This is a genomic window from Burkholderia sp. BCC1640, assembly GCF_902833125.1.
Lineage (GTDB): Bacteria > Pseudomonadota > Gammaproteobacteria > Burkholderiales > Burkholderiaceae > Burkholderia > Burkholderia diffusa.
Genome location: NZ_CADFEF010000037.1, coordinates 13,973 through 35,398, shown reverse-complemented (window position 1 = coordinate 35,398; position 21,426 = coordinate 13,973). Strand labels below are relative to the sequence as shown.

The following is a 21,426-nucleotide window of genomic DNA, read 5'->3' as shown; positions in this document are numbered from 1 at the left end:
GTTGTACCGCCAAAAGGTTCGGGCATCCCCGTCAAACCGCCCGAACTTCGATGATTTTTGCTGCTGCGCCCGTTCGCTCCGCCAGTCGCGTGCGATCCTTCACGGCGCCGGCCAGCTGGCCGCACGCGGCGTCAATGTCGTCGCCGCGCGTCTTGCGCACGGTCGTGACGACACCCGCGTCGATGAGGACCTGTGCGAAACGCTTGATCTGCTCCGGCTTCGAGCGGATGAGGCCCGATTCCGGAAACGGATTGAACGGGATCAGATTGAACTTGCAGGGCACGTCGCGCGTGACGGCCAGCAGTTCGCGCGCATGCGCTTCGGTGTCGTTGACGCCGTCGAGCATGCAGTATTCGAAAGTAATGAAGTCGCGTGGCGCAACTTTCAGATAACGCTGGCACGCGGCCATCAGCTCGCGAAGCGGATGCTTCTTGTTGAGCGGCACCAGCTCGTCGCGCAGCGCGTCGTTCGGCGCGTGCAGCGAAACGGCGAGCGCGACCGGCAGTTCGGCGCCGAGGCGGTCCATCATCGGCACCACGCCGGACGTCGACAACGTGACGCGGCGGCGCGACAGGCCGTAAGCGTTGTCGTCGAGCATCAGCCGCATCGCGGGCACGACCGCGCTGTAGTTCAGCAGCGGCTCGCCCATGCCCATCATCACCACGTTGGTGACGACCCGTTCGGCCTTGCCGTTCGGACCGGGCGCGCGACCAAGCGACGCACGCAGTGCAAATTCAGCCATCCGGAGCTGGCCGATGATTTCGGCTGTCGACAGATTGCGGGAGAAACCCTGCTTGCCCGTCGAGCAGAAGCGGCAGTTGACCGCACACCCGGCCTGCGACGACACACACAGCGTGCCGCGCGCCTCTTCCGGGATGAAAACGGTTTCGACCGCATTGCCGTTTCCGACGTCGATCAGCCACTTGCGCGTGCCGTCGGTGGAAACGTGATCGCTGACGATATCGGGCATCACGATCGACGCGCGGCCCTTGAGCTTTTCTCTCAGGGACTTCGCGAGGTCGGTCATGCCGTCGAAATCGCCGGCGTTGTACTGATGGATCCAGCGCTGCAACTGCTTGGCGCGGAACGGCTTCTCGCCGAGGCTGCCGCAGTACGCGACAAGACCCTCGGCATCGAAGTCGAGAAGATTGACGGAAGTTTCGCTCGTCATGATGTGCTGCCTTGCCGCGTGCGCTGAATCCTGCCTACTTATTGCCAGCCAGGGCTTAGCGCGAGTAGACGTTCATTTCCGGGAAGAAGAACGCGATTTCGACCGCAGCCGTTTCGGCAGCGTCCGAGCCGTGCACGGCGTTCGCGTCGATGCTGTCGGCGAAGTCGGCGCGGATCGTGCCCTTTTCCGCCTTCTTCGGATCCGTCGCGCCCATCAGGTCGCGGTTCTTCAGGATCGCGCCTTCACCTTCCAGAACCTGGATCATCACCGGGCCCGAGATCATGAAATCGACGAGATCCTTGAAGAACGGACGTGCTGCGTGAACTGCGTAGAACTTCTCTGCGTCCGCACGCGACAGGTGTGCCATGCGCGATGCGACGATCTTCAGGCCGGCGCCTTCGAAACGGCTGTAGATCTGGCCGATCACGTTCTTTGCCACCGCATCCGGCTTGATGATCGACAGGGTGCGCTCGATTGCCATAAAAACTCCAAGAAATTAAGAAGTTACAGGTTCAAATGAATCCGCTATTGTAGCACGATCCCGTGTATCATTGCGATTGAACCCTTACACGAGTGAAAGGTTCAGAATCCATATGTTTTTGCGCCGCCCGGCCATTGAAACCTCGCGGCGCGGAACGTATCTTAGCCATAGCTGCTCCGGTTTGCTGCGCCGCACACCGCGTGCGCCGAACCGGCCCGGGACGCCCACGCGTTCAATGTTAGGAGAAACCATGAACGACTATCCGTACAATTTCGGCCGCGGCGGCTCCGTCAGCACCGCGGAGGTTCGCAATCGCGTGCTGCGGAACACGTACTGGCTGCTCGCGCTGTCGATGGTGCCGACGGTGCTGGGCGCATGGGTCGGCGTCGCGACGGGCTTCTCGCTGTTCGCGGCCACGAGCCCGATGATGAGCCTGCTCGCGTTCTTCGCGATCGCGTTCGGCTTCATGTTCGCGATCGAGCGGACGAAAAACAGCGCGGCCGGCGTGTTCGTGCTGCTCGGCTTCACGTTCTTCATGGGCCTGATGCTGTCGCGCCTGCTGAGCTTCATCCTCGGCTTCTCGAACGGCCCGTCGCTGATCATGCTCGCGTTCGGCGGCACCGGCATCATCTTCGCCGCGATGGCGACGATCGCCACGGTCAGCAAGCGTGACTTCTCGGGGCTCGGCAAGTGGCTGTTCATGGGCGTGATCGTGATCCTGCTTGCCTCGGTCGCGAACATCTTCCTGCAACTGCCGGCGCTGATGCTCACCGTGTCCGTGCTCGCGATCGCGATCTTCTCGGCCTACATGCTGTTCGACGTCCAGCGCGTCGTGAACGGTGGCGAGACGAACTACATCTCGGCTACGCTTGCGATCTACCTCGATCTGTACAACGTGTTCACGAACCTGCTCGCGCTGCTGGGCATCTTCGGCGGTAACCGCAACTGACGGTCGCTGTACACCATAAAAAAAACCGGCCCTCGAGGCCGGTTTTTTTACGTCCGCCGCCCGCCCGCTCAATCGCGCTCGAACAGCGCGATCGATTCGACGTGCGACGTATTCGGGAACATGTTCACGACCCCGGCACCCTTCAGCCGATAGCCGGCCTCGTGCACGAGCAGGCCCGCGTCGCGCGCGAGCGTCGACGGGTTGCAAGACACGTAGACGATGCGCTTCGGCAGCGGGCCTTCGCCGCTCTGCGCGATTTCGGCCAGCGCCTTCGACACCGCGAGAGCGCCTTCGCGCGGCGGATCGATCAGGAACTTGTCGAACGCGCCGAGCGCACGGAGGTCGTCGCCCGTGACCTCGAACAGGTTCCGGCACGCGAACGTCGTGTGGCCGTCGACACCGTTCTCGCGCGCATTCGCCAGCGCACGCGTCGTCAGCGTCTCGCTGCCTTCGATGCCCATCACCTCGCGCGACAGCCGCGCCAGCGGCAGCGTGAAGTTGCCGATCCCGCAGAACAGGTCGAGCACGCGATCGTCGCGCGACGGCGCAAGCAGGCGCAGTGCGCGGCCCACCAGCACGCGGTTGATCTGATGGTTGACCTGCGTGAAGTCGGTCGGCTTGAACGGCATGCGGATACCGAACTCCGGCAGCGTGTAGTCGAGCGGCACGTCGAGCGGATAGAACGGCGTGACCGTGTCCGGGCCCTTCGGCTGAAGCCAGAACTGCACCTTGTGCTCATCCGCGAACGCGCGCAGCAGCGCTTCGTCATCCGCATTGATCGGCTCCAGCACGCGCAGCACCAGCGCCGTGACTTGCGAACCGACCGCGAGCTCGATCTGCGGCATCCGGTCACGGATCGACAGTCCCTCCACCAGCCGACGCAGCGGCACGAGCATCGCCGACACGTGCGGCGGCAACACTTCGCAACTCGTCATGTCGGCGACATAGCTGCTCTTCTTTTCATGGAATCCGACCAGCACGCCGCCCTTCTTCGCGACGTTGCGCACGGTCAGGCGCGCACGGTAGCGGTAGCCCCACGACGGACCGTGGATCGGCGCGAACACCGTCTCGGCGCGCAGCTTCGACAGGTGCCACAGGTTGTCCTCGAGCACGCGCTGCTTGATCGCCACCTGCGCACGCATGTCGAGGTGCTGCATCGAGCAGCCGCCGCAGGTGCCGAAGAATTTGCACTTCGGCTGCGTGCGCAGCACGCTCGGGCGCAGAATATCGACAACGGTCGCCTGCTCGTAGCTCGGCTTGCGACGATAGCTCGAATAGGTCACGCGCTCGCCGGGCAACGCGCCCTCGACGAAGATGACCTTGCCCGGCGAGCCGTCTTCGGTCGTCGTGCGGCCGACACCGCGCGCTTCCATGTCGAGCGATTCGATCTCGAGAACCGGGGCAGGCCCGGGCGCGACGGGCGCATTTTTCGATTTGCGCGCAGAAGTGGGGACGGCTTCGGACACCAGCTTTTCCTGACAAAACGTTGAAGAAGGCGAGATTGTAGACGACGAAAGCCCGCATCGCCTGCTTTCGTGGCGCAAGCGTCGAGATGGATGCGTCTACCGCGCCGCGTCATGCAGGAACGGTCTGCCGGCGGCCCGCATGCGCCGCGTCTCGCCCCAGGCCACGAGCGGCACAGGTTCTGCGCGCGGAAGACTCAGGAGACTCGACCATGCGACTGATCGACTGGAACGTTCAATGGGGTCGGGACGCGGACGGCGTCGTCGACCTCCCCCGCACCATCGCCGCCGCCCGCGGGCTCGTCGACTTCGACGTGTTCTGTCTGCAGGAAGTGACGCGCGGCTTCGGCGCCCTGCCCGGCCGGCCAGGCCCCGACCAGTTCGCCGAGCTGGCGGCGTTGCTGCCCGGCTATACGATCGTCGACGCGATCGGCGCCGACTTGCCGGCGCTCGAACCCGGCGCGCCGCGCCGCCAGTTCGGCAATGCGATCGCGTCCCGGCTACCCGTCCGGCGCGTGCTGCGCCACCTGCTGCCGTGGCCGGCCGACGCGGGCGCGCCGTCAATGCCGCGTGTCGCGCTGGACGTCGAGCTGGTGACCCGGTCGGGCCCGCTGCGGGTCGTCACGACGCACCTCGAATTCTATTCGGCACGCCAGCGACTCACGCAGGTCGATGCGTTGCGTGATAGGCATCGCGAGGCCTGCGGCCACGCGGACCGGCCCGCGCCGGCAGAAAATGCGACGGGGCCGTTCAGCGCGACCGGCCAGCCGCGCGACGCGATCATCTGCGGCGATTTCAACAGCGCGTTCGACAGCGATGCGTACCGGCGCATGCTGGCGCCGATCGCCGACGCGCCGCCGTTCGTCGATGCGTGGATTGCCCGCCACCCGGGCTGCACGCCGCCACCGACTGCCGGCGTCTATGACACGGCACAATGGTCGGAAGGACCGCTCGCATGTGATTTCGTGTTCGTGACCGATACGCTGCTGCCACGCGTCACGCGCTGCGAGATCAACGGTGACCTGCGCGCGTCGGATCATCAACCGGTCGTGCTCGAACTCGATTGATCGCTGCCGCGGCGCGAGCCGCCCGCATCACACGTCGAAACCGGCTAGGTATTCGGTCCAATGCGACGCGGGCTCCTGTGCCAGCGCGTTCTTCACGAGCAGGATCTCGTCAGCATATTCGCTCGGCGTCAGGCCGCCGCGCATCAGCTGGAACCGGCAATACAGCAGGTAAGTATTGACGACGTCGGTTTCGCAATAGTTGCGGATTTCCTCGATCCGGCCGTCCTGGAACGCGGGCCACACTTGGCTGCCGTCCATCCCGAGCTTGCCCGGAAAACCGCACAGCTTCGCGAGCGCGTCGAGCGGCGCGTTCGCGCGCGCCTGATACATCGCGAGCACGTCCATCAGATCGGTGTGTCGCGAGTGATAGCGCGAGATGTAGTTGTTCCACTTGAAGTCGCGGTCATCCTCGCCCAGATCCCAGTAGCGCGTCGCGGGGATCCCGTGCACGAGCGCACGGTAATGGAGCACCGGCAGATCGAAGCCGCCGCCGTTCCACGACACGAGCTGCGGCGTGTATTTCTCGATCACGCGGTAGAACGACTGGACCAGCGTCGCCTCGTTGTCCTGGGGCGTGCCCAGCGAGCGCACGCGAAAACCGTTGTTGTCGCGGAACACGCAGGAAATCGCCGCGATGCGCTGCAGGTGATGCGGCAGGAAATCGCTGCCGGTCTTCTCGCGACGCGCGGCGAATGCATGTTCGGCCACCGCGGCATCGTCGAGCGTCGCGGGCAGGTCTTCCAGACGGCGAATGCCGTCGACATCGGGAATGGTCTCGATGTCAAAAACGAGAATCGGAGTCATCGGTTACAGAACGGCGTCCTTGCGCACGCCGTTGGAGGCAAAGAACCGCTTGAGGCGCACCAGCGCTTCCTGCTGGATCTGCCGCACGCGCTCGCGCGTGAGCCCCATCTCGTCGGCCAGCTCCTCGAGCGTGGCCGGTTCGATGTGGTTCAGGCCGAAGCGGCGCTCGATCACGTGCCGATGCTTGTCGGACAGCCGCGACAGCCACGCGCGCGTGAGCGTCTCGAGTTCGCGGTGCTGCACCTCGGCGTCGGGCGACTGGCTCTGGTCGTCGGGCAGCAGGTCGAGCAGGCTGCTCGCGGGATCGAGATCGAGCGGTGCGTCGAGCGACGCGGTGTGCTCGTTGAGCGCGAGGATGTCGGTGACTTCCTCGGCGGTCTTGCCGGTGAGATAGGCGATGTCGTCGATGCTGGCTTCGCGGCGCTCAGCCGCCTCGCCCGTCGACATCGAATTCTTTTCGAGGTGGCGTTTCGCACGCAGCACCTGGTTCAGTTCGCGGATCACGTGCACGGGCAGGCGAACGGTGCGAGCCTGGTTCATGATCGCCCGTTCGATGCTCTGGCGGATCCACCACGTCGCGTAGGTCGAGAAACGAAAGCCGCGCGTCGGGTCGAATTTCTCGATCGCGTGCATCAGGCCGAGGTTGCCTTCCTCGATCAGGTCGAGCAACGGCACGCCGCGGTTCAGGTAACCCTTCGCGATGCTGACAACGAGACGCAGGTTGCGCTCGATCATCACCTGCCGCGCCTCGAATTCGCCAGCCTTCGCAAGACGCGAATAGCGCTGCTCCTCCTCGACGGTCAGGAGCGGCTTCACGCTGATGCGATTCAGGTAATGCTGGATCGTGTCGGCCGTGAGTTCGGCCTGCAGCAATGCGCGGAAATCGTCGACGTCGGGCGCGGCTTCCGCACGGCCCTCGCGCTCGTCGTCGCCGTCCGCTTCGGCGTCGCGCGCCTCGAGATCACGTTCGTTTTCCGCGACGTCGTCTTCGTCGTCCGTCGAAGCGCCAGCTCGCTCCGCCGATGCTTGCGTGGCACGACTGATCTTCTCAGACTCGGCTTGCGGCTCGTGGCGCTTCGATTTCGGCATGGTCGTCTCGGTTATTGAGGCGGCAAATACTTCAGCGGATCGACAGGTTTACCCTGCCGGCGAACCTCGAAATGCAGCATCACGCGGTCGGCATCGCTGTTACCCATCTCGGCGATCTTTTGCCCCTTCGTCACCGCGTCCCCCTCTTTTACCATCAAAGCGCGATTGTGTGCATACGCTGTGAGGTAAGTTGCATCGTGCTTGATGATAATGAGGTTGCCGTAACCACGCAGGCCGTTGCCCGAGTAGACGACGCGGCCGTCGGCCGCCGCCTTCACGGCCTCGCCGGACGTGCCGCCGATATTGACGCCCTTGTTCTTCGCGTCGTCGAAACCGTTCAGCACCGGGCCGCGCACGGGCCATGCAAACGTCACGGGGCCGCTGGGCGCTGCGGCCGTATCGCTCGATGCGGCGGCAGCCGGCGGCGTGCTCGCGGACGACGAGCCCGCGGCCGGCGTCGCGGGACCGCTGCTGAGCGGTGCGGTCGCGACGGCAGCGCCGGCGATCGGCGCAGCAGCCGGCGAGCCGGCAACCGCGGCACCGCCCGGCGGCGCGACGCGCAGCAATTGGTCGACTTCGATCTGGTTCGGGTTCGCCAGGTTGTTCCACGTGGCGATGTCGCGATAATTCTGCCCGTTTTCGAGTGCGATCCGGTACAGCGTATCGCCCGGTTTCACACGGTAGAAGCCGGGCGGCGGCGGGCCGAGCGGCACCGCCGGCTGCGCGGCGGCGGTCGTGCCGAGCGTTCCGGAGCGGTCGACGACGGGCGCGTTGTCGAGCCGCGTCGCACAGGCGGCCAGTAGCGTGGAGAACGCAGCCACACAGATCGCGCGCTGGGCGAACGTGAGCGGTTCCCTGGTTCGGTTGTTTTGCATCGCGCGCAACATACTCATCGGTTTCAAATCACTCCGGATTTTAAAGGGACAAAGAAAACGCGATCAAGCCGCGACTCCCGCCATTGCGCGTGCGCGACGCGCTCGACGAGCGTGAGCACCTGGGGCTGCCCGCTCTGCGCGCCGACCGGCGCGACGAGCCGCCCGCCGATCGCGAGTTGCTCGAGCAGCGCCTGCGGCACGTCGAGCCCCGCCGCCGCGATCACGATCGCGTCGAACGGGCCCGCAGCCGGCAGGCCGACACGCCCGTCGCCGTAATGCAGACGGATGTTCGGCACGCGCAGCGGCCGCAGGTTCAGCTTCGCGCGCTCGTAGAGCGGCTTGATGCGTTCAATCGAATACACGTCGCGCGCCACGTGACTCAGCACCGCGGCCTGGTAGCCGCAACCGGTGCCGATCTCGAGGACGCGCTCGAGCGTGCGGCCGGCCATCGCGAGCTCGATCATGCGCGCGACGACCGACGGCTTTGAAATCGTTTGCTGGTGGCCGATCGGTAGCGCGGCATCCTCATAGGCCTGCGTCGCGAGCCCCGGATCCACGAACATGTGGCGCGGTACCGCGGCCATCGCATCCAGCACGCGCGCATCGGTCACGCCGTTCGCGCGCAGGCGTTCGACCATGCGCTCGCGCACACGTTCCGACGTCAGCGCGAACGCACCGGCCGGCGCGACGCTCGGCGCAGCCGGCTTGGGCATCGCGGGCTTCGGCACGGTCGGTTTCGGCGCGGTCGCCGGCTTCGCGGCGGTCGTGCCGTGCACCGGGCGGGCGACGCCCGTCTTCCCCGCCACCGGCTTCAGCACGGCGGCGGACTTGTCGACGGCCTTCGGCACCGCGCCCGCCGCATGGCGTTCGCCGGCCCGGCCTTCCGATTTGCGTGGCGCTCGCTTGAGATCTTCGAGCGCGAGCGGAAACCGCTTCGCGCGCTCGCCGCTCATGAAGCCCGCCCTCCTGCGCGCACCCATTCGCGCGTCGCAGGCAGCATTTGCGTATGCGTGAGATCGAGCTGCAGCGGCGTGATCGATACGAAACCGTTTGCGACGGCGTGGAAATCGGTGCCTTCGCTCGCGTCCAGCGCCGCACCTGCGGCACCGATCCAGTAGACCGGCTCGCCGCGCGGGTCGGTCTGGCGAATCACCGGCTGCGACGGGTGACGCTTGCCGAGGCGCGTGACCTGCCAGCCTTTCAGTTCGTCGTACGGCAGATTCGGAATATTGACGTTCAGCAGCGGCTGACCGGGCAGCGGATGCGCGAGATAGTGTTCGACGATTTCCGCGGCGACGCGCGCCGCGTCCGTCAGATGCGCCCAGCCCTTCTCGGCCAGCGAAAACGCGATGGCCGGCACGCCGAACATGATGCCTTCGGTGGCGGCCGCAACTGTCCCTGAATAGAGCGTGTCTTCGCCCATGTTCTGGCCGTTGTTGATCCCGGACACGACGAGGTCGGGCCTCGCGTCGGCCATCCCCGTCAACGCGACGTGCACCGAATCGGTCGGCGTGCCGTTCACGTAGAAGAAACCCGTATTCGTCGCGCGCTGCACCGACAGCGGTCGCGACAGCGTGAGGGAATTCGATGCGCCGCTGCAGTTCTGCTCGGGCGCGATCACCGTGAGGTCGGCAAGCGGCTGCAGCGCGTCGCTGAGCGCGGCGAGACCGGGGGCGAGATAGCCGTCGTCGTTGCTGAGTAGGATTCGCATCCGGCGATTGTAACCGAGGAAAGATGGCGCGAGAGCGACAGTCAGGCGGCTGCGGACGGGCCCGCGTCCACGGTGCGTGCGCGGTGCGGCGGCGCATTGCGCGGCGGCGTTCCGCAGGCGCGAGACAACGTTATGCCGCCTAGCGTTTTCCGCCCCGAAGGGTGCCCGTCGGGAGAGGCTGCCCTCGCGGAGGCCCGACGCGAATCGCCCGGCCTTGGGGCACTCAGATCGCGCCGGCCTCGCGCAGCGCGGCGATCGCCTGTGCGTCGTAGCCGAGCCCGCGCAGCACCTCGTCCGTATGCTCGCCGAGTTCGGGCCCGAGCCAGCGCGTTTCGCCCGGCGTGTCGGACAGCTTCGGCGTGATGTTCGGCAGCGGAATGTCGGTGCCGTCGGCCAGCTTGAAACGCTGGATCATCTGCCGCGCGACGAACTGCGGATCGGTGAACATGTCGGCGGCGCTGTAGATACGCCCGGCCGGCACGTCGGCCGCGTTGAGCACGACGAGCGCCTCGTCGATCGTGCGCGGCGCGAGCCACGCGGCGATCGCATCGTCGATCTCCTGCGTGCGCGGCACGCGTCCGTCGTTCCGTGCAAGCGCCGGATCGTCGGCGAGATCGTCGCGTTCGATCGCCTTCATCAGTCGCTTGAAGATCGGGTCGCTGTTGCCGCCGATCACGATGCTGCCGTCGCGGCACGCGTAGGTGTTCGACGGCACGATGCCCGGCAGCGACGCACCGGTGCGCTCGCGCACCATCCCGTAAACGCCGTACTCGGGCACCACGCTTTCCATCATGTTGAACACCGCTTCATACAGCGCAACGTCGACCACCTGCCCTGCGCCGCCGTTCACCTTGCGGTGATGAAGTGCCATCAGCGCGCCGATCACGCCGTGCAGCGCGGCGATCGAATCGCCGATCGAGATGCCGATGCGCGGCGGCGGCAGGTCCGGATAGCCGGTGATGTGGCGCAACCCGCCCATCGATTCGGCGATCGCGCCAAAACCGGGCCGGTCGCGGTACGGGCCCGTCTGCCCGTAGCCGGACAGGCGCACCATCACGAGACCGGGGTTGTCGGTCGACAGCACGTCGTAGCCGAGCCCGAGCTTTTCGAGCAGGCCCGGGCGGAAGTTTTCGATCACGATGTCGGCCTCGCGCGCGAGCTGCCGCGCGATCGTCTTGCCGGCATCGGATTTCAGGTTGAGGGTGACCGATTTCTTGTTGCGTGCCTGGACCGACCACCACAACGACGTGCCGCCCTGCTCCGGATGCAGCTTGCGCCACTTGCGCAGCGGGTCGCCGCCGTTCGGATCCTCGATCTTGATCACTTCCGCGCCGAATTCAGCAAAGAGGCGCGACGCGAACGGCCCCGCGATCAGCGTCCCGAATTCGAGCACTTTGACGCCCGCGAGGGGGCCCTGGCTGGTGCTCATGTGTCTCCCTGACATGAGGAACGGCGCCGCCGGCCAGCGGCGCCCGGCTTACATCGTGCGGCGGTCGAGCATCGCGCGGGCGATCGTGCCCGCGTCGACGTATTCGAGCTCGCCGCCCACCGGCACGCCGCGCGCGAGGCGCGTGACCGCGAGCCCGCGCGCCTTCAGCGTCTGGCCGAGGTAGTGCGCGGTGGCTTCGCCCTCGTTCGTGAAGTTGGTCGCGAGCACGACTTCCTTGACGATCCCGTCGGACGCGCGCCGCACGAGGCGGTCGAAATGGATTTCCTTCGGGCCGATCCCGTCGAGCGGGCTCAGCCGCCCCATCAGCACGAAATACAGCCCGCGATACGTCATCGTCTGCTCGAGCATGATCTGATCGGCCGGCGTCTCGACGACACACAGCAGCGTCGGATCACGCTCCTCGTCGCTGCACACCTCGCAGATCTGCGCTTCCGTGAACGTATTGCACTTCTCGCAGTGCTGCAGGTGCTCGGTCGCGAACAGCAGCGACCGGCCGAGCCGCTCCGCGCCCTCCCGATCGTGCTGCATCAGGTGGTACGCCATGCGCTGCGCGGATTTCGGCCCGACGCCGGGCAATACGCGCAACGCTTCGACGAGCGCGGACAGGGCGGACGGCTGTTTCATACGGCGGCTGAAAGCTGAACGGACGCTGCGCTCAGAACGGCAGCTTGAAGCCCGGGGGCAGCGGCAGGCCCGACGTCATGCCGCTCATCTTTTCCTGCGACGTCGCCTCGGCCTTGCGCACGGCATCGTTGAACGCGGCCGCGACCAGATCCTCGAGCATGTCCTTGTCGTCCGCGAGCAGGCTCGGGTCGATCGCCACGCGACGCACTTCGTTGCGGCAGGTCATCGTCACCTTGACGAGGCCGGCACCCGACTGCCCTTCGACTTCGATCTGCGCAAGCTGCTCCTGCATCTTCTTCATGTTTTCCTGCATTTGCTGCGCTTGCTTCATCAGTCCGGCGAGGTTGCCTTTCAACATGGGAATACTCCTTCTTGATCGTGTGAAAACCGGCACGCGGCGCGTGCCGGTCAATGTGTGCGGGCGTGATTGTGCCTGTCGCGGTGCGATTCGTTCAATGCAGCGTCGGGGGCGTGCCGTCCGGCGCCGAATCGGCGAGCGGCCGCACCGAGCCTTCGACGATACGCGCGCCGAAGTCACGCACGAGCTGCTGGACGAACGGATCGCCATGGATGTCCTGCTCGGCCTCGCGCTGGCGTGCCGCACGCGCAGCCGCATCCAGCGCCGCCGCGGTGCGCCGTGCGGGCCCGACCTCGACCGCGACCTCGACAGGCTTGCCGAGCGCGTCGGCCAGGGCGGCCTTCAGCTTCGCCACCTGGGCGGCGTCCGCATACTGCGGCACCGGCACGGACAGTTTCAACGTCGTCGCGTCGACGGCCGTCAGCTCGCTGTTGAACGCGAGCTGATATGCGACGCCCTTCAGCGGCAGCCGTGCGGCCAGCGCCGGCCATTCACCGTCGAAGCCGACCGGATCGAGCGCGATCGCGGGTGGCAGCGGGCGCGTGTCGACCGGCGCGGACGGACGGGCCTCCGCCTGCTTCGGCGCAATGCGCACGTCATCGGGGCCGCTGTCGAACACCGGCACGAAGCCGTCGTCCGCCGCACCGCCGAACATCTCATCGGCGCTGAGCGGCACGTATTCGTCCGGCGGAATGTCTTCCCACGGCGGCGGGGCCTGACGCGTGTCGGCCGGCTGCGGCGCGCGTGCCGCCGCGCGCGGCGTCGGCACCTGCACGGCCGGTCGCGATGCCGCCGGTTTCTCCGGGGCCGGCTGGGCCGGTGCCGGTTTCGACGCGCCGCCCGTCCGCGAGCGTTCGGACGACACGCGCATGCCGGCATTGCGCAGCACGTCGAGTGCGGCAGCCGCACCCCCGCGGGCCGACGGGCGCGCGGTGGACTCGGCCGGCACAGCACGCGGCGCCTGTTCGGCGGCCGGCCCCGGTTCGTCGTTGCGCTTGGCGGCAGCAGGCAATTCGGGTTCGTTGCGGACAGCGGGCAACGCATCGCTCGTCGGCGCCGCTTGCGGTGCCGCGTTCGCTTCCGGCTGCGGCGAGACCGGCGCCGCGGCCGCTGCCGGCGTCGAAACAGGCTTCACGGCAGGCGAAGTCACGGCATCGTCGGACCGGGCCGGCGACGGACGCGCAGCAGGCGCGACCGGAGCGGCCGCTTGCGGGCGTGCCGCATCCGCGGCGGCTGCCGGTACCGAAGACAGCTTGGGCGCCGCCGACGCGGCAGCAGCCACACGCGACACGGGCGCGGATACCGCGGGCGCGGATACGGCACGCGGCACGGCCGGCTGACCGCCCGGCGCACTGCCGGCGCCGACGGCCGGCTCGAACGCGAGCATTCGCAGCAACGTCATCGTGAAGCCGGCGTATTCGTCCGGCGCGAGGCCGAGCTCCGCGCGCCCGACCGTCGCGATCTGATAGAACAGTTGAACCTGCTCGGGGCTCAGCGTCTCCGCGAAGCGGCGCAGTTCGGCCGCTTCCGGCCATTCGTCGAGGACCGAGCCCGGCGCGAACTGCGCCCATGCGATCCGATGCAGCAGGCTCGCAAGATCCTGCAGCGCGGTGGAAAAGGACAGGCTGCGCAGCGACATCTCGTCGGCGATCGCGAGAATCTCCGGGCCGTTGCCGGCCGCGAGCGCATCGAGCAGGCGCACCATGTAGGTCTGGTCGAGTGCGCCGAGCATGCCCGACACGGCCGATTCGGTCACTTCGTTCGCCGAATAGGCGATCGCCTGATCGGTCAGCGACAGCGCATCGCGCATGCTGCCCTGCGCGGCACGCGCGAGCAGGCGCAGCGCCTGCTGCTCGAACGAGATGCGCTCTTCGCCGAGGATCCGTTCGAGATGCGACACGATGTGCCCGGCCGGCATCTGCTTCAGGTTGAACTGCAGGCAGCGCGACAGCACGGTGACGGGAATTTTCTGCGGATCGGTCGTCGCGAGGATGAACTTGACGTGCGGCGGCGGCTCCTCGAGCGTCTTCAGCATCGCGTTGAACGCGTGGTTCGTCAGCATGTGCACTTCGTCGATCATGTAGACCTTGAAGCGCGCATCGACGGGCGCGTACACCGCGCGCTCGAGCAGCGCGGCCATTTCGTCGACACCGCGGTTGCTCGCCGCGTCCATTTCGACGTAATCGACGAAGCGGCCTTCGTCGATCTCGCGGCACGCGCGGCACACACCGCACGGCTGCGACGTGACGCCGGTTTCGCAGTTGAGCGCCTTCGCGAAGATCCGCGACAGCGTCGTCTTGCCGACGCCGCGGGTTCCGGTAAACAGATAGGCGTGATGGAGACGCCCGCCGTCGAGCGCGTGCGTGAGCGCCCTGACGACGTGCTCCTGGCCGACGAGCGAAGCGAAATCCTTCGGACGCCACTTGCGTGCGAGAACTTGATAGGTCATCGGGAAATTGTATCAGTAACGCTGCGTTGCGCCGACACGCGAAGCGGTGCGGGAAACGGGCAACACGCAGGTAAAACGGAGAATGACGCAGAAATAAAAAACGCCCGGCGAACGGGGCGAGAGGAAAGGTGACGAGCCCGACCCTCGGCACTGGCGGAAAACGATTGTGGCTGCTTCGTTCCCGACCTGACCAGGTTGCTGGCGCCGATTAAGGCGAGGCTGCTCCCCGGAGTGTGTCAATTTGGTGTGTCAATCGCTACTGCCCCAGTTCATGGAGAATAGCCAATGAGCGCCCGCCTGCCTACTGGAGTCAGCCTGCGTGGTTCCATTTTTTACATCCGTGTCGGCCTTCCGGACGACATCCGCCACCTATGGCCTCGGTTACCTAACGGTAAGCTGCCGACCGATGCTTATCGAGCCTCGCTCAAGACGAGAAACAGGGACGAAGCAGTTACGAAATCTTACAAAATCATCGCAGAGTATCGGGACCAGTTTGCAGCGTTGAGAGCGGCGTCCGCCCCTCTTCCGTTCGTGCCGATACTCCCCGCTCTCGCCAAGCGGTTTGCCGAAGAGGCGCAGTCGCTCGCCGCCCAAGCCGATGCTGGAAATCGAGTTGTCAACTGGGCCTTGCTAAAGGGTGGAAATTTGGACATCGCCCGAGACTATGCCGAACGAATTGCAGAATCTTGGGGCATCCGGGCCGACTGGAATTCTCAGGAAGGCTTGGCATGCATGAACCAGATTGCCCGTTCGGTCGTTGCCGTATGGCAGGAAAGGCCGCAGGATGGCTCGAATGAAGCCATAGAACCTCTCAACGCAACGATTCAGACCAAGACTCCAGTTGCCCCCCGCCGTGCCCAAGCTCCGGCAAAGGTCACGATGACCCTTCGAGACGTCGTCCCGCATTGGGTCCGCTGGAACGCACCGGGAAATGATGCAAAAGGCGTCACTGAGCGGGCCCTCAGGCGCTTCGAAGCAGCAGTAGGAATGGTTCCGCTTGATCAGATCTCGAAAGCGACTGGCTCCAAATTCGTTGCATCCCTGCTAGACGAAGATAGCGGCATTGGACGCAAAACTGCAGGCAATGTCGCCGCAGCAATCACTGCCTTGGTGAATGTTGCCGTGCGAGAAGACTTGCTGGACCGAAATCCGATGGACCTTACTTTCGACACAAGCCTCGGAGCCAAGCAACGCACGCCGTGGAACGACAGAGAACTGGCTATCTTGTTTGGTTGTTCGTTGTTTTCTGAACAGATGGACGAATCGTACCAGTGGGTTGCCGTAGAGCCCAATGATGCTCGGGCGATCCTGCTGCTCCTGCTACATACCGGAGCTCGTGTCGGAGAGATCGCCCAACTCCGATGCGAAGATTTCGTCGCAATCAATGGCGTTTTGGCGATACACATCACCGCCGAAGCTGGCACTGTCAAGACAGCCGAGAGCGAACGATACGTTCCGTTGGCCGATCACCTGAGGTGCGATCCGTGGTTCTCCGACTGGCTAACCGAGACGATGGGCAAAACTGGCCACGCAATGCCAAGCCTACACGGGCGGGTGCATACCCCAGCGGAAACCTATACCCGGTGGTTCGCAAAATTGCGCAAAGAGCTCCGTCTCCCCCTTGGACGACTGGCCGGCACGCACAAGTTTCGCCACTGGATGCGTTCTTCACTGGCAGCTAAGGACGTGAGCGAAAACACCGCTGATTCGATTACAGGCCACGCAGCTCAAGGTTCAAGTGGCCGTCGAATTTACACGGCAGCGGCAACCCTTCCGGCTATGTTGGACGCATTGAACCGACTTGATTACCCAAAGATCCTACAGCGCCCCTGTCACCGACCACCTGATTCAGTTTGCGCCGGATCGCTGGATTCCTCAGATACGTCGCAATGAGCCCATAAAGATCAATGTCCCCCGCTGAGCCAGCAGCAATATTGCATTGGAGAAGGAAAGCGATTACTCCGTCGTTGATTTCCCGCTGGCTCAGCGTATGCATGTTTCCACTGTCATATTCCTGCCCTGCGAGCGTCACCTCGCCCTCGGTGTATTCGGCCACCGCCTTCCGGATACGATTCTGTGCCTTGAGTCGTGGCACTCGGGATAAGGTCATCTCGTCCCCCGCAGCATCTGGACTTCCATTCCTGCCGCTTTTGCAATGATCCGAGCCTTGTCGATATTTGTAATGCGGCCATTCTTGATCCAGGCATGAATCGTGGCATTGCTCGCACCAACGAGATTGCTTGCCCGAGTTGGACCACCAATTCGGTCAACGGCAGTACGAACATAGTTTTCAGAATTGAACATTTTTTCCTCGATTTTGTTGTCAACATCAAGATAATTTCTTGATATGTTCTTATCTAAAAATATTTTAGTTCGAGATTCCCAGCAAGATTGAATTTTGTTCAATTATCGACTGCTGAGCCTATCGCCAAGGCGGGCGATGAGGGGGTGTGGCTCTGGGGTGACGATTTATGACAGCGTGACGATTGCGTGACGGCTGAGGCAAGCCGAAAAATCCCGCCATTACTGGGTTGTGACAATGTGACGTTTGTGACGAACAAATATATATAGCTCAACCGTCTGTCGGTGCTGCCAAGACTGCTGGCTCGCCTATCGGTATCGGAGCCGGTTCTCTGATCCTGCGAACCCATCACGTCACATCCGTCACATCGTCACAACCGCCGTGTCGTATAGGTTTTCACCGTCACGGTCATCTTTCCGCTATGTCACAGCCGTCACGATGAGGCAAGGGGCACGCTACGGTGCCCACCGATTCAATTTAATACTTGGATGTATCAATCCCACTTCCGCTTCGAGCACCGATAATTGGAGCCAGCCTTTGGCGCATACGGTCAGCAGCTGCATCTGAATAGTACATCATATAAATTCCGACGTACTGTCGACTCGTTCCGTATCGATACGCAAACGAAATCACACCATAATCCTCCCAAGCGCCAAGTACAGCGATATCACCCTGACGATTTGAGAAAAAAGACGGAATGTCACCGTCACTGATTTGGTAAGTTGATTTGTATTTCCGACTCAGGGATCGAATTAGGTCTCTGGCATCCCCCTCCGTCGCTGGCCCAACCACATCGATCCGAATCCCACTCAGAAGCTTCGACGTTGAATCAAAGAAAAACTCTGGTCCGCCCGCTGGAGTGCTTATCCCTTTACAAAGTGCCGAAACAGAGTTTGGGCCATTCGGCTGCATTGCCCAACAGCCGGGTCCGACGGTCCTAACTTCCTCAAGGGTCATGCCAAATTTGAAGCGGTCGAATCCCTGTATTCTGTCCGCAAGTGCAATGGTCGGCGAAGCAAAGATTGAAAGCAACAGCGATACCACCGCCAATTTTACCCGTCCATTCGTGCATGCGCTTTGCCTCGTACGACGCTGCCTCAGAGTGGCCCCGACGGCAGTACCTGCCGCCCCACTGTTCATTATTCCGTTCTTGTTTGACACCACTGGCTCCTTGTGCATAGTTGAACCCCGAGGCACAAGCCTAAACTATTCAGTTTTCACGTACAACCATTTGGTTATCACGACAGGCGACGATTATCCGATGCTTGCGGGATGCCGACACTGGACGAGAAAAAGGCGTTCGCCGCCCGACTGAAGCAAGCCCTCAAGCGCAGCTCGAAACGTATCGAGACGGCGTCGGAACTTGCTACCCAGTTCAATCTGCGCCAGCATGGCGAGCCGATCACGCCTCAGGCAGCACAGAAATGGCTGACGGGTTCCGCTCGCCCGACCGTCGACAAGATTAAAACGCTGGCGGACTGGCTCGACGTATCCGAGCAGTGGCTGCGTTTCGGCGTCACGGACATGAAGCGTAGCCGGCCTGCGAAAAGCGCAAAGCCGACTGCCGAAGTGATCCAGCCAACGGTCGAAGAGTTGGAATTGCTGCGACGCCTCCGGAGCCTGTCCGCCTACCGGCGTCAGCTTGTTGAAGGGGTGATAGAACAGTTCAGCCTCGACGGCGAGGTGTGGAAGGAGTAAGAGTTGCCGCCGTTCCTACGGTCACTTAGGCGGCCATATCAGCGCAGTACCGCTTTATCACGGCGGGCCTTTGGTCGAGACAAGGTACCCGCCATGGGCATTTGATTAAACCTACTTAACTCGATTCAGTCTTTTTTTCCGGTGATTGATCGGCGATGCTCTCTGAAGCTGCAGTACCTTGGATAGCACGAGATCTAAGACGGGCGCCTACCGTAGTTTCGATAATCCGATCTGCAAGAACGTCGACGGTATCCTGTTTGGAAATGACCATCTCAAAATGACGCGCAACCCGCTCAAGATCCTTTTTTGTTTCCGCAACAGAGCGCAAATAAATTTGAGCCTCTCTTCGATCGTCAAACGCAGTAAGCTTCGCCGCAACCATTTCCAGCGGAAATGTCGAGACCTGCGGAGCATCGTCGATGCGCCTGCGGGAAAATTTTATTTGAACATCGAAATTTGAATCCCCAAGCTTTTGAAGATCACTTTCGCTCAGAGCCCTTATAGCCCGAAATATTTTATCTAGAGCGGAAATATCGACAAACTTTCCCTTACTCATCTTCAGCAACCTCCAGGGTCGACTCGAATTCGTCAACAAAATTCTCAATCTCACTTACAACCTGACTATGAGTCTGAGAATTGTATTGATTAAGCACAACCGGAATCAGTTGCTGTGGCGCATCAGCAAAAATAGATTTATTCTCCCTAAAAAAATTCTCGAATACAGGAATTCCCTCCCGCTTTACAGTCGCCATGAATTGGCGCTGCGCAGCGATGGGTTGTTCATTCATATACTGAATCATTGTAAATACAACACCCATAATTTCAGGTGAGATCGACTCCTCATCATTTTCAAGCCGGGAGTATTCATTGAACTCCTTAACAAGCCCATTCACGCTTCGATGAAGGTAATCAATTCCAAGAGTTGACAGATAATCCGGCTTTGCGGGAATCAATATTTTCTCGGATGCGACAATTGCATTCTTAGTCACTATATTAAAATTGGGCGGACAATCAAGGAGAACGATATCATAATTTGATTCGTCGGCAAGCTGATTCATGGCACGCCTCAGTTGCCCGTGAACTTTTAGGTAATTCCTCTTCGATTGCGCAAGATTTGCGCCACCGAGCAGAGTGGCCAACTCCAAATCAACATTAAGCAACCCAAGATGGGAGCAGATAATGTCCAAGCTCCCGCCATTTCGGCCGACCCTGCCATTAACCTGGGGCGGCGTGTAAACGAAGTCGCTCAAAGAAGGGGGCGCTTTTCCTTCGCTGATGGCATCGAACCATGACTTAATCGTGTGCGTCTTTTCGAGCTCAGCGTCCCAATAATCTGGGGTAACAAATGAGAATGTCAGACTGGCCTGTGCATCGGTGTCAAGAACCAACACATTCTTTCCTCGCCAAGCAAGTTCGGCGGCCAAATTTGCGGTGACCGTCGTTTTTCCAACGCCGCCTTTGTAATTAATAACTGCAACCGTTTCCATAGAATCCTCTCGATGCTTGTAATATTGTTTATGACACTAGCCCCCGCAGCAGATCAAGGGACGAGACAGGCAACCAATTTCTCGCTTGATAAGCATATGCAACAGCGCCATGCGCCGTCAATGCCGACGACTCGTTCAATTTAGATTTCACCCCTCGCCCTTGGTATAAGAGCCATACAGGAGGCAACCAGCCTCCACAAACCAAGGAGTTTCCATGAAAAACGCCGTTGTAAGTTTCCTCCTCGTTGTCTTGATCGAAGCTGTAAGCGCAGTCGCCGCCTATCTGAAGGAACGCCTGATGGGCAACCTTCGCCGCCCGGGTGATGGTTCCGACTACGATCCGGACTTCGCTTGCTGCTGACCCCGTCTGATCGTTCGTCTCGCTGTTCTGGCGGGACTCTTTCCACCGTTTACCGCATGATCGGCCCGGCTTCGTCCGGGCTGGATGTGCTCGTCCATTTACAGGAGTTCTCATGCATCTCGTTCAAACGATGGCCTATGTCGGTGAAGTACCGTGGCATCGACTCGGCAACCACCTCGCTCCGAAACAACCGCTTGAAGTCTGGGCCAAGCTGGCCGGCATGGACTGGAGCATAGAAGAGGCCGAGGTCCGTTTTGTCGCTGGCAGCGGCGGGCTGGGCTCAATCCATGCCTTTCCCGAGCAGAAGGTCTTGTATCGGAGCGATACGAAAGAGCCGCTCTCGGTTGTTTCGAATCGGTATCACGTTGTGCAGCCAAACGAGGTTTTGTCCTTCTATAAGGATCTCACCGAAGTCGGCGGATTCGAGCTGGAAACCGCTGGCGTCTTGAAAGGCGGCAAGAAGCTCTGGGCCTTGGCTCGCACGGGGCAGTCGGTATCGCTCAAAGGCCGGGATGAAATCAACGGCTATCTCCTGCTTGCGACGGCGTGCGACGGGACGCTGGCAACGACGGCGCAGTTCACGAGTGTGCGTGTCGTCTGCAATAACACGTTGGCCATAGCGCTCGGCGACAATGCAGGAGCAGTCAAGGTCCCGCATCGAAGCCAATTCGACGGCCAAGCCGTCAAACGCCAGTTGGGCATTGCAGTTTCACACTGGGACGAGTTCATCTATCGCATGAAGGCCTTGGCCGAGCGGAAGGTCAAGCAGGAGACTGCCCACGAGTATTTCCGCCGAGTTCTCGCCTATCCCGGTGGCTCTGCCAAGGACGGCCCCGTAACTGCGACGAACGAACGAGCCGTCAAGGTTGCAGCGGAGTTGTTCTCTGGTCGTGGGAAAGGCTCCGACCTCGCCTCGGCTTCGGGAACCGCTTGGGGGCTTGTCAATGCTGTAACGGAATTCGTTGACCATCAACGCCGAGCCCGAAGCGAAGACCACAGACTCGACGCCGCCTGGTTCGGTGCGGGAGCAACGATCAAGCAGAAGGCCTGGGATGAAGCGTTGCATCTCGTCGCCTGATTCCTCAAC

Annotated in this window: 21 protein-coding genes; 6 read left to right on the top strand and 15 right to left on the bottom strand. The window is 62.5% G+C overall.

Annotated elements, in window-relative coordinates; all coding sequences use genetic code 11:
* Positions 1–31: 31 nt before the first annotated feature.
* Both rlmN and ndk read right to left on the bottom strand, forming a co-directional pair.
* Positions 32–1,171, bottom strand: a complete 1,140-nt coding sequence (gene rlmN, locus HWX25_RS29140) for a 23S rRNA (adenine(2503)-C(2))-methyltransferase RlmN (RefSeq protein WP_175911916.1) — start codon at positions 1,169–1,171, stop codon at positions 32–34.
* Between the two features lie 55 nt (positions 1,172–1,226).
* On the bottom strand, positions 1,227–1,652 hold the full coding sequence (ndk, locus tag HWX25_RS29135; RefSeq protein ID WP_006478674.1) for a nucleoside-diphosphate kinase: 426 nt from the start codon (positions 1,650–1,652) through the stop codon (positions 1,227–1,229).
* 250 nt (positions 1,653–1,902) lie between these two features.
* Between ndk and HWX25_RS29130 the strand changes: the two genes are divergently transcribed.
* Positions 1,903–2,601 (top strand): Bax inhibitor-1/YccA family protein, encoded by a 699-nt coding sequence (locus HWX25_RS29130; protein ID WP_006761414.1) that lies wholly within the window; start codon positions 1,903–1,905, stop codon positions 2,599–2,601.
* A 68-nt stretch (positions 2,602–2,669) separates the two neighbouring features.
* Here the strand turns inward: HWX25_RS29130 and rlmD are convergent, their stop codons facing one another.
* Positions 2,670–4,067, bottom strand: coding sequence for a 23S rRNA (uracil(1939)-C(5))-methyltransferase RlmD (gene rlmD, locus HWX25_RS29125; protein ID WP_082721843.1), 1,398 nt, complete (start codon positions 4,065–4,067; stop codon positions 2,670–2,672).
* 209 nt (positions 4,068–4,276) lie between these two features.
* On the opposite strand from rlmD, the gene HWX25_RS29120 reads away from it, so the two are divergent.
* Positions 4,277–5,131 (top strand): endonuclease/exonuclease/phosphatase family protein, encoded by an 855-nt coding sequence (locus tag HWX25_RS29120; RefSeq protein ID WP_175911914.1) that lies wholly within the window; start codon positions 4,277–4,279, stop codon positions 5,129–5,131.
* Positions 5,132–5,158: 27 nt separating this feature from the next.
* Here HWX25_RS29120 and HWX25_RS29115 read toward each other — a convergent pair whose 3' ends face one another.
* The 9 genes from HWX25_RS29115 to dnaX all read right to left on the bottom strand — a co-directional run bounded on the left by HWX25_RS29115 (position 5,159) and on the right by dnaX (position 14,491).
* A complete protein-coding gene (locus HWX25_RS29115) occupies positions 5,159–5,935 on the bottom strand; it encodes a 3'-5' exonuclease (protein WP_175911912.1) in 777 nt (258 codons plus the stop codon).
* A 3-nt stretch (positions 5,936–5,938) separates the two neighbouring features.
* Positions 5,939–7,024 carry an RNA polymerase sigma factor RpoS gene (rpoS, locus tag HWX25_RS29110; RefSeq protein WP_059817533.1) on the bottom strand — a complete coding sequence of 362 codons (1,086 nt, stop codon included), beginning with the start codon at positions 7,022–7,024 and terminating at the stop codon, positions 5,939–5,941.
* Positions 7,025–7,035: 11 nt separating this feature from the next.
* The gene (locus HWX25_RS29105; protein ID WP_175911910.1) at positions 7,036–7,917 is read right to left on the bottom strand and encodes a peptidoglycan DD-metalloendopeptidase family protein; all 882 of its coding nucleotides are present in this window, start codon (positions 7,915–7,917) and stop codon (positions 7,036–7,038) included.
* Positions 7,918–7,922: 5 nt separating this feature from the next.
* Positions 7,923–8,852 carry a protein-L-isoaspartate(D-aspartate) O-methyltransferase gene (locus tag HWX25_RS29100; protein WP_175911908.1) on the bottom strand — a complete coding sequence of 310 codons (930 nt, stop codon included), beginning with the start codon at positions 8,850–8,852 and terminating at the stop codon, positions 7,923–7,925.
* Positions 8,849–9,610, bottom strand: a complete 762-nt coding sequence (gene surE, locus HWX25_RS29095) for a 5'/3'-nucleotidase SurE (RefSeq protein WP_059817539.1) — start codon at positions 9,608–9,610, stop codon at positions 8,849–8,851. The genes HWX25_RS29100 and surE overlap by 4 nt, the downstream gene beginning before the upstream one ends.
* Positions 9,611–9,833: 223 nt before the next feature.
* The gene (locus HWX25_RS29090) at positions 9,834–11,039 is read right to left on the bottom strand and encodes a CaiB/BaiF CoA-transferase family protein (protein ID WP_175911906.1); all 1,206 of its coding nucleotides are present in this window, start codon (positions 11,037–11,039) and stop codon (positions 9,834–9,836) included.
* Positions 11,040–11,087: 48 nt separating this feature from the next.
* The gene (recR, locus tag HWX25_RS29085) at positions 11,088–11,684 is read right to left on the bottom strand and encodes a recombination mediator RecR (protein WP_014896897.1); all 597 of its coding nucleotides are present in this window, start codon (positions 11,682–11,684) and stop codon (positions 11,088–11,090) included.
* Positions 11,685–11,715: 31 nt separating this feature from the next.
* Positions 11,716–12,042 (bottom strand): YbaB/EbfC family nucleoid-associated protein, encoded by a 327-nt coding sequence (locus tag HWX25_RS29080; protein ID WP_006755698.1) that lies wholly within the window; start codon positions 12,040–12,042, stop codon positions 11,716–11,718.
* A 94-nt stretch (positions 12,043–12,136) separates the two neighbouring features.
* On the bottom strand, positions 12,137–14,491 hold the full coding sequence (gene dnaX / locus HWX25_RS29075; protein ID WP_175911905.1) for a DNA polymerase III subunit gamma/tau: 2,355 nt from the start codon (positions 14,489–14,491) through the stop codon (positions 12,137–12,139).
* A gap of 285 nt (positions 14,492–14,776) precedes the next feature.
* Between dnaX and HWX25_RS29070 the strand changes: the two genes are divergently transcribed.
* Positions 14,777–16,384, top strand: a complete 1,608-nt coding sequence (locus HWX25_RS29070; protein ID WP_175911903.1) for a tyrosine-type recombinase/integrase — start codon at positions 14,777–14,779, stop codon at positions 16,382–16,384.
* A gap of 213 nt (positions 16,385–16,597) precedes the next feature.
* Here the strand turns inward: HWX25_RS29070 and HWX25_RS29065 are convergent, their stop codons facing one another.
* Positions 16,598–16,897 carry a hypothetical protein gene (locus HWX25_RS29065; protein WP_175911901.1) on the bottom strand — a complete coding sequence of 100 codons (300 nt, stop codon included), beginning with the start codon at positions 16,895–16,897 and terminating at the stop codon, positions 16,598–16,600.
* Between the two features lie 1,168 nt (positions 16,898–18,065).
* Here HWX25_RS29065 and HWX25_RS29060 point away from each other — a divergent pair.
* Entirely contained in the window at positions 18,066–18,491 is a 426-nt protein-coding gene (locus tag HWX25_RS29060) for a transcriptional regulator (protein WP_175911899.1), read from the top strand.
* Between the two features lie 115 nt (positions 18,492–18,606).
* Here the strand turns inward: HWX25_RS29060 and HWX25_RS29055 are convergent, their stop codons facing one another.
* Both HWX25_RS29055 and HWX25_RS29050 read right to left on the bottom strand, forming a co-directional pair.
* Positions 18,607–19,047 (bottom strand): hypothetical protein, encoded by a 441-nt coding sequence (locus HWX25_RS29055; protein ID WP_175911897.1) that lies wholly within the window; start codon positions 19,045–19,047, stop codon positions 18,607–18,609.
* Positions 19,040–19,978: an AAA family ATPase gene (locus tag HWX25_RS29050; RefSeq protein ID WP_175911896.1), complete on the bottom strand. Its 939-nt coding sequence runs from the start codon at positions 19,976–19,978 to the stop codon at positions 19,040–19,042. Before HWX25_RS29050 ends, HWX25_RS29055 begins: the two co-directional genes overlap by 8 nt.
* Positions 19,979–20,192: 214 nt before the next feature.
* Between HWX25_RS29050 and HWX25_RS29045 the strand changes: the two genes are divergently transcribed.
* Together HWX25_RS29045 and HWX25_RS29040 are read left to right on the top strand one after the other, a co-directional pair.
* On the top strand, positions 20,193–20,339 hold the full coding sequence (locus HWX25_RS29045) for a hypothetical protein (RefSeq protein WP_155632064.1): 147 nt from the start codon (positions 20,193–20,195) through the stop codon (positions 20,337–20,339).
* Positions 20,340–20,451: 112 nt separating this feature from the next.
* Positions 20,452–21,417, top strand: a complete 966-nt coding sequence (locus tag HWX25_RS29040) for a DUF932 domain-containing protein (protein ID WP_175911895.1) — start codon at positions 20,452–20,454, stop codon at positions 21,415–21,417.
* Positions 21,418–21,426: the final 9 nt, after the last annotated feature.